The 12831-nt window shown below is 69.6% G+C and carries 13 protein-coding genes; 11 read left to right on the top strand and 2 right to left on the bottom strand.

The window, feature by feature from the left end; translation table 11 throughout:
• From HA630_RS05830 to HA630_RS05785, 10 genes are all read left to right on the top strand, one after another.
• Nucleotides 1-132: acyl-CoA dehydrogenase family protein (locus tag HA630_RS05830; RefSeq protein ID WP_256368613.1), on the top strand; the 132-nt coding region annotated here is incomplete at its 5' end.
• Nucleotides 133-184: 52 nt separating this feature from the next.
• The gene (can, locus tag HA630_RS05825; protein WP_166833199.1) at nt 185-841 is read left to right on the top strand and encodes a carbonate dehydratase; all 657 of its coding nucleotides are present in this window, start codon (nt 185-187) and stop codon (nt 839-841) included.
• Nucleotides 842-920: 79 nt separating this feature from the next.
• Nucleotides 921-2114, top strand: a complete 1194-nt coding sequence (locus HA630_RS05820) for an acetyl-CoA C-acyltransferase (RefSeq protein ID WP_166833197.1) — start codon at nt 921-923, stop codon at nt 2112-2114.
• A 10-nt stretch (nt 2115-2124) separates the two neighbouring features.
• Nucleotides 2125-3252 (top strand): acyl-CoA dehydrogenase family protein, encoded by a 1128-nt coding sequence (locus HA630_RS05815; protein ID WP_166833195.1) that lies wholly within the window; start codon nt 2125-2127, stop codon nt 3250-3252.
• Between the two features lie 43 nt (nt 3253-3295).
• Entirely contained in the window at nt 3296-4033 is a 738-nt protein-coding gene (locus HA630_RS05810) for a DUF4197 domain-containing protein (RefSeq protein ID WP_166833193.1), read from the top strand.
• 3 nt (nt 4034-4036) lie between these two features.
• A complete protein-coding gene (trkA, locus tag HA630_RS05805) occupies nt 4037-5428 on the top strand; it encodes a Trk system potassium transporter TrkA (RefSeq protein WP_166833191.1) in 1392 nt (463 codons plus the stop codon).
• Nucleotides 5428-6891 carry a TrkH family potassium uptake protein gene (locus tag HA630_RS05800; protein WP_166833189.1) on the top strand — a complete coding sequence of 488 codons (1464 nt, stop codon included), beginning with the start codon at nt 5428-5430 and terminating at the stop codon, nt 6889-6891. Before trkA ends, HA630_RS05800 begins: the two co-directional genes overlap by 1 nt.
• Before the next feature lie 77 nt (nt 6892-6968).
• Complete coding sequence (locus HA630_RS23445) at nt 6969-8864, top strand: ATP-binding protein (protein WP_166833187.1); 1896 nt, start codon at nt 6969-6971, stop codon at nt 8862-8864.
• Nucleotides 8854-9258, top strand: coding sequence for a YchJ family protein (locus tag HA630_RS05790; RefSeq protein ID WP_166833185.1), 405 nt, complete (start codon nt 8854-8856; stop codon nt 9256-9258). The genes HA630_RS23445 and HA630_RS05790 overlap by 11 nt, the downstream gene beginning before the upstream one ends.
• Nucleotides 9255-9920, top strand: a complete 666-nt coding sequence (locus tag HA630_RS05785; RefSeq protein WP_166833183.1) for an HAD family phosphatase — start codon at nt 9255-9257, stop codon at nt 9918-9920. The genes HA630_RS05790 and HA630_RS05785 overlap by 4 nt, the downstream gene beginning before the upstream one ends.
• Before the next feature lie 11 nt (nt 9921-9931).
• Here HA630_RS05785 and HA630_RS05780 read toward each other — a convergent pair whose 3' ends face one another.
• Nucleotides 9932-10285: a hypothetical protein gene (locus HA630_RS05780; protein WP_166833181.1), complete on the bottom strand. Its 354-nt coding sequence runs from the start codon at nt 10283-10285 to the stop codon at nt 9932-9934.
• Nucleotides 10286-10305: 20 nt separating this feature from the next.
• Nucleotides 10306-11337 (bottom strand): AraC family transcriptional regulator, encoded by a 1032-nt coding sequence (locus HA630_RS05775; RefSeq protein ID WP_243855359.1) that lies wholly within the window; start codon nt 11335-11337, stop codon nt 10306-10308.
• 127 nt (nt 11338-11464) lie between these two features.
• On the opposite strand from HA630_RS05775, the gene HA630_RS05770 reads away from it, so the two are divergent.
• The coding region (locus tag HA630_RS05770) for a carboxyl transferase domain-containing protein (RefSeq protein ID WP_166833179.1) at nt 11465-12831 on the top strand (1367 nt) is incomplete at its 3' end.

The following is a 12831-nucleotide window of genomic DNA, read 5'->3' as shown; positions in this document are numbered from 1 at the left end:
GGCAACGGCTACATCAACGAATACCCGCTGGGCCGCCTGTGGCGCGACGCCAAGCTGTACGAGATTGGCGCGGGCACCAGCGAAATCCGCCGCATGCTGATCGGCCGCGAACTGTTCGCCGAGACCTGCTGAGCCGCTGTCACCGACGCGTCAGCGCTCCCGCGGCTTGCGCCACAATCGCGGCATGACTCATCCGCTACAAAACCTCATCGACGCCAACCGTTCCTGGGCCGCCCAGGTGGAGCAGGAACGGCCGGGCTACTTCCAGCAGCTGGCGCAGCAGCAGACGCCTAAGTACCTCTGGATCGGCTGCTCCGACAGCCGGGTGCCGGCCAACCAGATCACCGGGCTGGAGCCGGGTGAGGTGTTCGTGCACCGCAACGTGGCCAACGTGGTGGTGCATTCGGACCTGAACGCGCTGTCGGTGATCCAGTTCGCGGTGGAGTACCTGAAGGTCGAGCACATCCTGGTGGTGGGCCACTACGGCTGTGGCGGCGTGCTGGCCACGCTCAAGGGCGCCCGCGTCGGCCTGGCCGACAACTGGCTGCGCCACGTGCACGACGTGAAGATCCGCCACCGCCGCCGGCTGGACCACCTGCCGCTGGCGGTGCAGGAGGACGTGCTGTGCGAGATGAACGTGATCGAGCAGGTCGGCAATGTGGCGCTGACCAACGTGATCCAGGACGCCTGGGCGCGCGGCCAGAAGATTTCGGTGCACGGCTGGTGCTACGGCCTGAAAGACGGGCTGGTGAAAGATTTGGGGGTGAGCATGAGCCGCCCCGACGAGGTGATGGGCGTGTTCCGCAACGCCCTCAAGCGCTACCCGCGCGAACAAGCCTGACGGCCCCTGCCGCGCGCGTTGCGCGCCGGGTGGCGGTTCGGGTCTTGCGGTTGCAACCCTGGATTTTTGGAGACCCGACATGACGAACCTGAACCCCGACGCGATTGTGATCACCGGCGCGGCCCGCACCCCCATGGGCAGCTTCCAGAGCGACTTCGCTGCGCTCGCGGCCCACGACCTGGGGGCCGCGGCCATCCAGGCCGCCGTGCAGCGCGCCGGCGTGGCGCCCGAGGCGGTGACCGAGGTGATTTTTGGCAACTGCCTGATGGCCGGCCAGGGTCAGGCGCCCGCCCGCCAGGCCGCGCTGAAAGCCGGCTTGCCGCAAAGCGCCGGTGCGGTCACGCTGAGCAAGATGTGCGGCTCCGGCATGCGCGCGGCCATGTTCGCGCACGACATGCTGTTGGCCGGCAGCCACGAGGTGCTGGTGGCCGGCGGCATGGAGAGCATGACCAACGCGCCCTACCTGCTGCCCAAGGCGCGCGGCGGCTACCGCATCGGCCACGACCGCATCTTTGACCACATGATGCTCGACGGCCTGGAAGACGCCTACCAGCCCGGCCGCAGCATGGGCACCTTCGGCGAGGACTGCGCCGCCAAGTACGCTTTCACCCGCGAGCTGCAGGACGCCTTTGCCCAGGAGAGCGTGCGCCGCGCCCAGCGCGCCACCCAGGACGGCAGTTTTGCCGCCGAAATCACCCCGGTCACGGTGAAAGAGCGCGCTGGCGAGCGCGTGGTGTCCATCGACGAAGGCCCGGGCAAGATCAAGATCGACAAGATCCCGACACTCAAGCCCGCGTTCAAAAAGGACGGCACCATCACCGCCGCGGCCAGCTCCAGCATCAACGACGGCGCCGCCGCGCTGGTGATGATGAAGGCGTCCACCGCCGCCCGGCTGGGCAGCCAGCCCATCGCCCGCATCGTGGCGCACGCCACCCACGCGCAGGCGCCGGAATGGTTCTCCACCGCGCCGGTGGGCGCCACCGAAAAGGTGCTGGCCAAGGCCGGCTGGACGGTGGCCGACGTGGACCTGTGGGAAATCAACGAAGCCTTCGCGGTGGTGCCCATGGCGCTGATGCACGACCTGCAGGTGCCGCACGACAAGGTGAACGTCAACGGCGGTGCCTGCGCGCTGGGCCACCCCATCGGCGCCAGCGGCGCGCGCATCATGGTCACGCTCATCCACGCTTTGCAAGCGCGGGGTTTGAAGCGCGGCGTGGCCACGCTGTGCATCGGCGGTGGCGAGGCCACGGCCGTGGCGCTGGAACTGGTCTGAAGGGCGCGCCATGCTGCTGAACGACGACCAGTTGATGATCCGCGACGCGGTGCGCGCCTTTGCCCAGGAACAGCTGTGGCCCAACGCCCCGCAGTGGGACAAGGAGCACCACTTCCCCAAGGACGCCCACAAAGGACTGGCCGAGCTGGGGGCCTACGGCATCTGCGTGCCCGAACAATACGGCGGCGCCGGGCTGGACTACCTGACCCTGGCCGTGGTGCTGGAAGAAATCGCGGCCGGCGACGGCGGCGTGAGTACCACCATCAGCGTGACCAACTGCCCGGTCAACGCCATCTTGATGCGCTACGGCAACGAGGCGCAGAAACAGCGCTGGCTGGTGCCGCTGGCGAAAGGCGAACTGCTGGGCGGCTTCTGCCTGACCGAGCCGCACGTGGGCTCCGACGCCTCGGCCCTGCGCACCACCGCCACCCGGGACGGCGACCACTATGTGTTGAACGGCGTCAAGCAGTTCATCACCAGCGGCAAACACGGCGACGTGATGGTGGTGATTGCCGTGACCGACAAGGCCGCCGGCAAGAAGGGCATCAGCGCCTTCATCGTGCCCACCAGCACGCCGGGCTACGTGGTGGCACGCCTGGAAGACAAGCTGGGCCAGCACAGCAGCGACACGGCGCAGATCAACTTCGATAACTGCCGCATCCCGGCCGAGAACCGCATTGGCGAAGAGGGCGAGGGCTACAAAATCGCGCTGAGCGCGCTGGAGGGCGGGCGCATCGGCATTGCGGCGCAGAGCGTGGGCATGGCCCGCAGCGCGTTGGAGGTGGCGATCGACTACGCCAAGCAGCGCGAGAGCTTCGGCCAGCCCATCTTCAACCACCAGGCGGTGGGTTTTCGGCTGGCCGACTGCGCCACGCAGCTGGAAGCGGCGCGCCAGCTGATCTGGCACGCGGCCGCGCTGCGCGACGCCGGCCAGCCCTGCCTGAAGGAAGCCGCCATGGCCAAGCTGTTCGCCAGCGAGGTGGCGGAAAAGGTCTGCTCCGCCGCCATCCAGACGCTGGGCGGCTACGGCGTGGTGAGCGACTTCCCGGTGGAGCGCATCTACCGCGACGTGCGCGTGTGCCAGATATACGAGGGCACCAGCGACGTGCAGAAGATCCTGATCCAGCGCGCGCTCTGACGCGGTGGCGGTGGCGCCACACAACCGGCGCATAATCCGCCCCATGGCAAGTCGCAACCACCTCCGTTCCGCGGGCGCGTCGCGCCGGGTGTTCCACCAGGCCGGTCTGGCCACCCTGGGCGGGCTGTTGTGGGGCACCTGGCAGCAGGCCCTGGCGCTGACCCTGGCCGACCTGAGCAATGCCGACGCCAGCGCCGGCGTCAAGGCCGCGCTGGAAAAAGGCGCGCTGTCGGCGGTGGGCCTGCTGGGCCGGGCCGACGGCTTTCTGGCCAACCCCCAGGTGCGCATCCCGCTGCCGGGTGTCCTGGAGGACGCGGGCAAGCTGATGCGCACCTTCGGCCAGGGCAAACGGGTGGACGAGCTGGAAACCGCCATGAACCGCGCCGCGGAAGCGGCGGTGCCGGCCGGCAAGGACGTGCTGGTGCAGGCCGTGCGCGGCATGACCGTGACCGACGCCAAGCAGATCCTGACCGGGGGCGAGACCTCGGTCACCGACTTTTTCGCCGGCAAGACGCGCGAACCGCTGACCGGCCGCTTCCTGCCCATCGTCGCGCGGGCCACCGAGCGGGTGGCGCTGGCGCAAAAGTACAACGACTTCGCCGGCCGGGCCGCCCGCTACGGCCTGGTCAAGCCCCAGGACGCCCACCTGCCGCAGTACGTCACCGGCAAGACGCTGGACGGCCTCTACCTCGTCATCGGGGAAGAGGAGCGCAAGATCCGCCAGGACCCGGTGGCCGCCGGCAGCCAGATCCTGCAAAAAGTCTTCGGCGCCTTGAAGTAAGCCATGAACATCATCATTCTGGGCGCGGGCCGCGTGGGCGAGAGCGTGGCCGAAAGTCTCGTCTCGGAGCAGAACGACATCACCGTGATCGACCAGGACCCGGCGCGCCTGCGCCTGCTGGAGGAGCGGCTGGACCTGCGCGGCGTGGTGGGCAACGGCATCCAGCCGTCGGTGCTGCGCGAGGCCGGCGCCAAGGACGCGGACATGCTGATCGCCTGCGCCGCGGCCGACGAGTCCAACCTGGTGGTCTGCAAGGTGGCGCACGACGTGTTCAACGTGCCCACCACCATCGCTCGGGTGCGCTCGCCCGAATTCGTCGAGGGCGACGCGCTGCTGTCCAAGACCGGCTTCGCGGTGGACCGGGTGATCTGCCCGGAAGAGTCGGTGATGCGTTACATCCACCAGCTCATCGACTACCCCGAGGCGCTGCAGGTGCTGGAATTTGCCGAGGGCCGGGTCTGTCTGATCGCCGTGCGTGCGGCCGCCGGCGGTGCGCTGGTGGGCCACACCATCGGCGAGTTCAAGGAGCGCTTTCCCCACGCCGAAATGCGGGTGGTGGCGCTGTACCGGCTGGACACCGAGATGGAGGCCACCAAGACCACCCGCATCCTGCCGGGCGACGAGGTGTTCCTGCTGGCCGCCAGCGACCGCATCCGCCACGTGCTGGCGGCCATCCACAACATCGACAAGCCGGTGCAGCGGGTGATGATCGCCGGCGGTGGCAAGGTCGGCCTGCGGCTGGCGCGCAGCCTGGTGGGGCAGTGCCAGGTCAAGATCGTCGAGCACGACGCCAAGCGCTGCGAATACCTGGCCAGCCAGTTGCCGTCGAGCACCCTGGTGCTGCACGGCGACAGCGTGGACGAGGACCTGCTGCTCGAAGAAAACGTGGCCGACATGGACCTGTTCCTGGCGCTGACCAGCGACGACGAGGACAACATCATGTCGGCCATGCTGGCCAAGCGGCTGGGCGCGCGGCGCGTCATGTCGCTGATCAACCGCCGCGCCTACGCCGACATGATGCAGGGCGGCACCATCGACATCGCGGTGTCGCCGGCGCAGACGGTGATCGGTGAGCTGCTGGCCCACATCCGCCGCGGCGACGTGGTGGCGGTGCACAGCCTGCGCCGCGGCGCGGCCGAGGCGCTGGAGGGCATCGCCCGGGGCGACCACAAGACCTCCAAGCTGGTGGGTCGGCGGGTGGAAGAAGTGAAGCTGCCGCAGGGCGCGCGTTTCGGCGCCATCGTGCGCGGCGAGGGCCGGGGCGCGCAGGTGCTGATGCCGCACCACGACACCCTGATCGAGGCCGACGACCACATCGTCATCTTCATCCCCAACAAGCGGCTGGTGCGCGAGGTGGAAAAGTTGTTCCAGGTCAGCGCCACCTTTTTCGGATGATGGTGCAGCTCTTCGGCCCGGCGCTGGCCCTGCTGGCGCGCATCACCATGGCGTTCGCCTTTGCCTTTCTGGTGCCGCTGGCCTGGGCCTGGTTCGAGGACGCCGAGTCCCTGCGCGCCATCTGGGGCGCGTGCTTTGGCCTGACCTTTGGCAGCGGCTGGCTGCTGTGGCTGCTGACCCGCGCCCACCGGCGCGAGCTGCTGGCGCGCGACGGGTTTCTGCTGGTCAACCTGGTGTGGGTGGTGCTGACGGCGTTTGCCGCGGTGCCGCTGATGTTCACCGTGCCCGACATCACCTGGAGCCAGGCCTATTTCGAGGCCATGAGCGGGCTGACCGCCACCGGTGCCACCGCGCTGTCGGGCCTGGACGCGCTGCCGGTGTCGGCCAACGTCTGGCGCTGCTTCCTGCAGCTCATCGGCGGCCTGGGCATCGTGCTGCTGGTGGTGGCGGTGCTGCCGCTGCTGGGCCTGGGCGGGCTGCAGCTGTACAAGGCCGAAACCCCGGGCCCGATGAAGGACGCCAAGTTCACCCCGCGGATTTCCGAAACCGCGCGCGGCCTGTGGGGCGTGTACTTCCTGTTTTCCGGGGCCTGCCTGCTGGCCTACCGCTGGGCCGGCATGAACTGGGCCGACGCCTTCATGCACATGTGCACCACCATGGGCCTGGGCGGCCTGTCGTCGCACGACGCCAGTTTTGGCTACTGGGACTCGCCGGCCATCGAATCGGTGGCCATCGTGTTCATGACGCTGGCCGGCATCAGCTTCCTGCGCTACTTCGTGGTGCTGCGCTCGCTGTCGCTGCGGCCCATCACCGGCGACCGCGAAATCCGCATGTACTTTCTGGTGCTGGGGCTGTCGATTGCGCTGGTGAGCTTCATGCTGCTGCTGCACGAGGTGCACGACAACGCGCTGGACGCCCTGCGCAGCAGCGCCTTCCACGTGCTGTCACTGGCCACCACCACCGGTTATTCCGCTGCCGACTACGCCCAGTGGCCGGTGTTCGTGCCGGTCTACCTCATGTTCCTGGGCTGCTTCGTGTCCTGCGCCGGCTCCACCGGCGGCGGCATCAAGATGGTCCGCATGGTGCTGCTGATCAAGCAGGCGCGGCGCGAGATGGTGCGCATCATCCACCCGCGCGTGGTCAACCCGGTGACCATGGGCGGGCAGACCATTCCGTCGTCGGTGATGACGACGGTGCTGGGCTTCATGCTCATCTACGGCGCCGCCACCATGGGGCTGACCTTTGTGCTGCTGCTGACCGGGCTGGACATCGTGACCGCGTTCTCGGCGGTGGTGGCCACGGTCAACAACATCGGCCCCGGGCTGGGTGAAGTGGGGCCGTCGGGCAATTTTGGGGGGCTAGACCCGTTCCAGCTGTCGGTGCTGAGCTTTGCCATGCTGCTGGGGCGGCTGGAGTTGCTGACGGTGCTGGTGCTGTTCACCGGGCATTTCTGGAGGCGCTGAGGCGCGGTGACCGAACCGGGTCCGCGCCGTATACTGGTGTCAGTCCCATCATGTTCCGCAATGCGTTGACCTCTCCCGTGGTACCCCCCTCGACGTCGGCCGATGTGCCGCTGACCGAGCAGGCGCGGACCCGTGGCCTGGTGCAGTTGCACAGGCTGCAAATCCCTCTGCTGCGGATCGCCGGCTTTGTCCTGCTCACGGCGGTGGCGCTGTTGCACGGGCTGGCGCAGCCCCAGGGCTGGGATGCGGCGGGCTGGCTCGCGCTGGCCGCCCTCAACCTGGGGTACGCCGGCCTGGCCATGGCGGCGATGGTCCGTTTCCATGGGCGCACCGGCCGGTTCGACCTCACCCTCTTTTTCCACCACACCGACCTGCTGGTCTGGCTGTTCACGGTGCACCACCTGGGCGGTTCTGACCTGTTGCTGGGCCTGCTGGTGCTCACCCGCATCGGCGACTCGGTGGGGTTTGGCTTCCGCCGGGCCCTGTATTTCACCCACCTGGGGGTGGCGGTGTTCGTGGCCTACCAGGTCTGGCAGCCGGCCCCGGAGCCGGGCTGGCCGCTGTGGCTCACGGCCTTGTTCCTGTACGCCGTGGGCTGGCATTTGTCTCTGGCCGCGCTCACCATCACCCGCCTGCGCCGCCGCAACGCCGAGGCCGCCCAGCGCGCCGAAGCCCTGGTGCAGACGTTGGACGCCCGCACCCGCGACCTGCAGCAGCAGGCCCAGGACCTGGAGGACGCCCGGCGCGCGGCCGAGGCCGCCGACCGGGCCAAGTCTTCGTTCCTGGCCACCATGAGCCACGAGATCCGCACGCCCATGAACGGCGTCATCGGCATGACGGAACTGCTGCGCCACACCCCCCTGACCGCGCAGCAGCAGGAGTTCGTCCACATCATCCGCGACAGCGGGCAAAACCTGCTGGTGATCCTCAACGACATCCTCGACTACTCCAAGATCGAGTCCGGCCGGATGGAGCTGGAACTGCGGCCGCTGAGCGTGGCGGCGGTGCTCAAGGCCTGCACCGACCTGCTGGGGCCGCGTGCCGCGGACAAGGGCGTGGCGCTGCAGATCGAGGTCGATCCGGCCCTGCCGCCCTGGGTGCTGGGCGACAGCACGCGCCTGCGCCAGGTGCTGATCAACCTGCTCTCCAACGCCATCAAGTTCACCCCGGCCGGCACGGTCCGGGTGCAGGTGCGGGTGCTGGAAGGCGCCGACGCGGACGCCGGCCCCGCGGCGGTGCGCGAAGCGGTGGACGCCGGCCCGCCCGTGGCCCTGGAATGGGTGGTGCAGGACACCGGCGTGGGCATGACGCCCGAGCAGCAGGCGCGCCTGTTCCAGCCCTTCAGCCAGGTGGACGCCAGCGTCTCGCGCAAGTACGGCGGCACCGGCCTGGGCCTGGCCATTTCGCAGCGCCTGGTGCAGGCCATGGGCAGCCAGATCGGCGTGAGCAGCCAGCCGGCGCAGGGCAGCACCTTCCGCTTTGTGCTGCCCACGCGCGAGGTGCTGGACTACGCCGAAACCCGCAGCACCCTGTCGATGCCATTGGGGGCGGCCGCGACCGCACCGGCCGACACCCCGTCCGGGCGGCCGGTGCGCATCCTGCTGGCCGAGGACAACCTGGTCAACCAGCGCGTGGCCCTGCTCACCATCCAGAAATTGGGCCACCAGGTGGACGTGGTGGACAACGGCCGCGCCGCCGTCGAGGCGGTGCAGCGCCAGCCCTACGACCTGGTGCTGATGGACATCCAGATGCCCGAGATGGACGGGCTGACCGCCACGCGCGAGATCATCCGGCGCGCGCCGGACGGGCGGCGGCCCTTCATCGTCGGCCTGAGCGCCAACGCCATGGCCGAGGACGTGCAGGCCGGCCGCGACGCCGGCATGGACAACTACCTGAGCAAGCCCTTCACCGTGTCCGACCTGCGCGCCGTCATCGACGTGTGCGCCCTGTTTGCCCGCGCCGATGCCCCCTGACACCCCCTGCCCGTGCGGGCGCCTGGCCGCCGGCCGGCCGCTGACCTGGGCCGCCTGCTGCGGCCGCTGCGTGGACGCCTTCGACACCCACCCCGCCCCCGACGCCGAGGCCCTGATGCGGTCCCGCTACAGCGCCTTTGTGGCCGGCCGGGCCGATTACCTGCTGGCCACCTGGCACCCCCGCACCCGCCCGGCCACGCTGGCGCTGGAGCCCGGTGTGAAGTGGCTGGGACTGGAGGTGCGGCGCCACCGGCTGCTGGACGCCGACCGGGCCGAGGTCGAGTTCGTGGCCCGGTCGCGCGTGGCCGGGCGCGGCCAGCGGCTGCACGAAACCAGCCGCTTCGTGCGCGAGGGCGGGCGCTGGTACTACCTGGACGGCGAGGTGCGGCCGTGAGCACCTGCCCGCGTTTCCAGGCGGTGCTGTTCGACTGCGACGGCGTGCTGGTCGACAGCGAGCCCATCACCAACGGCGTGCTGCGCGACATGCTGGAAGAAAGCGGCTGGTCGCTCACGCCACAGGAATGCGTGCGCCTGTTCGTGGGCAAGGCGGTGCGCGACGAGCGCGCGCTGATCGAGGCGCGCACCGGCCGGCCGCTGACCGAGGACTGGATGCACGCCTTTTACGAGCGGCGCAACCGGCGCCTGCGCGCGGAGTTGCAGGCCATCGACGGCGCGCTGGTGGCGGTGCGGGCGGCCCACGCCCACGCCGGCGGGCGCATCGCCTGCGCGTCCGGGGCCGACCGGCACAAGGTCGAGTTCCAGATCGACATGGCCGGCCTGCGGCCCTACTTTGAGGACCGGGTGTTCAGCGGCCACGAGATGCCGCGCTCCAAGCCCGCGCCCGACGTGTACCTGGCCGCCGCCGCCCACGTGCGGGCCGAGCCGGCCGACTGCCTGGTGGTGGAAGACACGGTGACCGGGGTGCGCGCCGGGGTGGACGCGGGCTGCACCGTCTGGGCCTATGCGCCGCCCGGCACGGTGGCCGAACCGCTGCTGACCGCCGGCGCCCAGCGCCTGGTGCCGCACATGGCCACGCTGGCCGACTGGCTGGCCTGAGCCGGGCCGGCTCAGGGGCCGACCACGGTCCAGCCCTCGCTGCCCTGCACGAAGCGCAGCTGGGTCGGGGACTTGTTGGTCAGGCCGAACTGGCGGACCTCCAGCTCCACGTCGCAGCGGTAGGCTTTCTCGCCGTCGGCCTGGCAGCCGATTTTCTTCAGGCTCAGGATTTCGGGGAGCATGTCTTTCATGACGCCGGCGCCGGTGTGACCGAACAGGCGCCCGGCGCCGTCCACCTGGGCCTGGGTCTGGCGTTCCAGCGCGGCCTTCATGTCGCTTTCGGACGGCGCCCCGCCGCAGCCGGCGAGCCAGACGGTGACCAGGGTGGTGGCCGCAACGGCCAGGGCGCGTGGAGGGGTGGGCATGGCAGGGCTCCCTTGGGGTGTCAGTCCGGTTCAGTATAGCCCGGGGTCTGGCGCCGGTAGGCGGCGGGCGTCTGCCCGGTCCAACCCTTGAAGGCGCGGATGAAGCTCTTTTCGCTCTGGAAGCCCGCGGCCTGGGCCACCTGCTTGACCGGCTGGCGGGTGCGCAGCAGCAGTTCGGTGGCGCGTTCGCGGCGCACCGCGTCTTTCAGGGCTTGCAGGCTGTGGCCCTGTTCCTGCAGTTGCCGGTGCAGGGTGCGGGCCGACACGTGCAGCCGCGCCGCCAGCGACTCGGCGTTGTGGGTGTGTTCGGGCTCGGTCCGCAGCAGGCGGCGGGCGCGGTCCACCAGCAGCCGGTCGCGGCGGTAGGGCTGCACCAGCAGCGGCAGGGCGTGCTGCAGCATCTGGTTCAGGGCCTGTTCGTCGCGGCGCAGCGGCAGCGCCAGGTAGCGGGCGTCGAAGCGCAGCCGCGTCTGGGGCGCGTCAAAACGGGCCGGCGCCGGGAACAGCACCCGGTAGGCCTCGGCGTGGGGCGGGGTGGGCCAGGCAAAGGCCGCGGCTTGCAGCGGAATGCGCGAGTCGATCAGCCACGACGCCACGCCCAGCAGGTTGCGCAGCACCGACACCTGGCAAAACTCGCGCAGCGGGCCGAGGTCGCGCCGCTCGGTCAGGGCGACCTCGGCGTGTTCGCCGTCCCCCTGCAGGCGCAGGGCCAGGTCGTCGGCCAGCAGGCCGTGGTGGCGGCACCAGCGCTTGAGCGCCACCCCCAGCGTGGGCGCGCTGATGGAGGCGCGCGCCAGCAGGCCGTAGCTGCCCCAGGGCAGGCGCCGTTCGAACCAGCCCAGGGCCTCGTCGTCGAGTTCGCGCATGGCGTGGTCGGAGATGCGCTCCATCTGCGCGGCGGTGATGCGGTCGTGGACGTCGGTCACACGGGCTGGCGCGATTTGCGCCGCCGCCAGCGCGCCCGCCGGCGAACGCCCGCGCCGGCGGTAGCCTTCGACGATGGCGGCGACAAAGGCCATGGGGGTGGCGGCGGTGGGGGTGGGGTAGGCCATGGCCACAGTATGCCCAATTGGCCAAAGCCTGGCGCGATTTGCAACCCCCTTGGCGTTTCTGCCCGCTAGGCAGCGGCGGGGCACGGCCCCACAATGCCCCCACGCCAGCCAGAACCACGGAACCGCCATGACCGCTTTGGAGACCCAACTCAACCCCCGCAGTGCCGACTTCCAGGCCAACGCCGCCGCCATGCGCGCGTTGGTGGACGACCTGCGCACCCACATCGAACGCGTGGCCCAGGGCGGCGGTGAGGCCGCCCGCGCCAAGCACACCGCCCGCGGCAAGCTGCTGCCGCGCGACCGGGTGCAGATGCTGCTGGACCCCGGTACACCGTTTTTGGAGGTGGCCCCGCTGGCCGCGCTCAACATGTACGGCAACGACGCGCCCGGCGCCGGCGTGATCGCCGGCATCGGCCGTGTGAATGGTGTGGACTGCATGGTGGTGTGCAACGACGCCACCGTGAAGGGCGGCACCTACTACCCGATGACGGTGAAAAAGCACCTGCGGGCGCAGGAGATCGCGCAGCAGAACCGCCTGACCTGCATTTACCTGGTGGACAGCGGCGGCGCCAACCTGCCGAATCAGGACGACGTGTTCCCCGATCGCGACCACTTCGGCCGCATCTTCTACAACCAGGCCAACATGAGCGCCCAGGGCATCGCGCAGATCGCGGTGGTGATGGGCTCGTGCACCGCGGGCGGCGCCTACGTGCCGGCCATGAGCGACGAGACCATCATCGTGAAGAACCAGGGCACCATCTTCCTGGGTGGGCCGCCGCTGGTGAAGGCGGCCACGGGCGAGGTGGTGAGCGCCGAAGACCTGGGTGGCGGCGACGTGCACACCCGCCTGAGCGGCGTGGCCGACCACCTGGCACAGAACGACCTGCACGCGTTGGCGCTGGCGCGCGAGGCGGTGCGGCACCTGAACCGCGGCAAGGTGCACGAGACGCAATTGCAGACCCCGCGCCCGCCGAAGTTTGCGGCCGAAGAGCTGTACGGCGTCATCCCCACCGACACCCGCAAGCCCTTCGACGTGCGCGAGATCATTGCCCGCATCGTCGATGGCAGCGAACTGCACGAATTCAAACCGCGTTTTGGCACCACGCTGGTGTGCGGCTTTGCGCACATCGAGGGCATGCCGGTGGGCATCATCGCCAACAACGGCATTTTGTTCAGCGAATCGGCGCTCAAGGGTGCGCATTTCATCGAACTGTGCTGCCAGCGCAAGATCCCGCTGGTGTTCCTGCAGAACATCACCGGCTTCATGGTGGGTCGCAAGTACGAAAACGAAGGCATTGCGCGCAACGGCGCCAAGATGGTGACCGCCGTGGCCACCGCGCAGGTGCCGAAGTTCACCATCATCATCGGCGGCAGCTTTGGCGCGGGCAACTACGGCATGTGCGGCCGCGCCTACTCGCCGCGCTTCCTGTGGATGTGGCCCAACGCGCGCATCAGTGTCATGGGTGGCGAGCAGGCCGCCAGCGTGCTGGCCAC

Source organism: Aquabacterium sp. A08, from assembly GCF_011742065.1.
This window is presented reverse-complemented; position numbering and strand designations above follow the sequence as displayed.

Excerpts from the sequence above, each read along its gene's own strand:
- trkA (WP_166833191.1), top strand. The coding sequence starts at position 4,037 with ATGAACATCATCATTCTGGGCGCGGGCCGCGTGGGCGAGAGCGTGGCC.
- HA630_RS05810 (WP_166833193.1), top strand. The coding sequence starts at position 3,296 with ATGGCAAGTCGCAACCACCTCCGTTCCGCGGGCGCGTCGCGCCGGGTG.
- HA630_RS05780 (WP_166833181.1), bottom strand. The coding sequence starts at position 10,285 with ATGCCCACCCCTCCACGCGCCCTGGCCGTTGCGGCCACCACCCTGGTC.
- HA630_RS05800 (WP_166833189.1), top strand. The coding sequence starts at position 5,428 with ATGGTGCAGCTCTTCGGCCCGGCGCTGGCCCTGCTGGCGCGCATCACC.
- HA630_RS05790 (WP_166833185.1), top strand. The coding sequence starts at position 8,854 with ATGCCCCCTGACACCCCCTGCCCGTGCGGGCGCCTGGCCGCCGGCCGG.
- HA630_RS05815 (WP_166833195.1), top strand. The coding sequence starts at position 2,125 with ATGCTGCTGAACGACGACCAGTTGATGATCCGCGACGCGGTGCGCGCC.
- HA630_RS05820 (WP_166833197.1), top strand. The coding sequence starts at position 921 with ATGACGAACCTGAACCCCGACGCGATTGTGATCACCGGCGCGGCCCGC.
- can (WP_166833199.1), top strand. The coding sequence starts at position 185 with ATGACTCATCCGCTACAAAACCTCATCGACGCCAACCGTTCCTGGGCC.
- HA630_RS05775 (WP_243855359.1), bottom strand. The coding sequence starts at position 11,337 with ATGGCCTACCCCACCCCCACCGCCGCCACCCCCATGGCCTTTGTCGCC.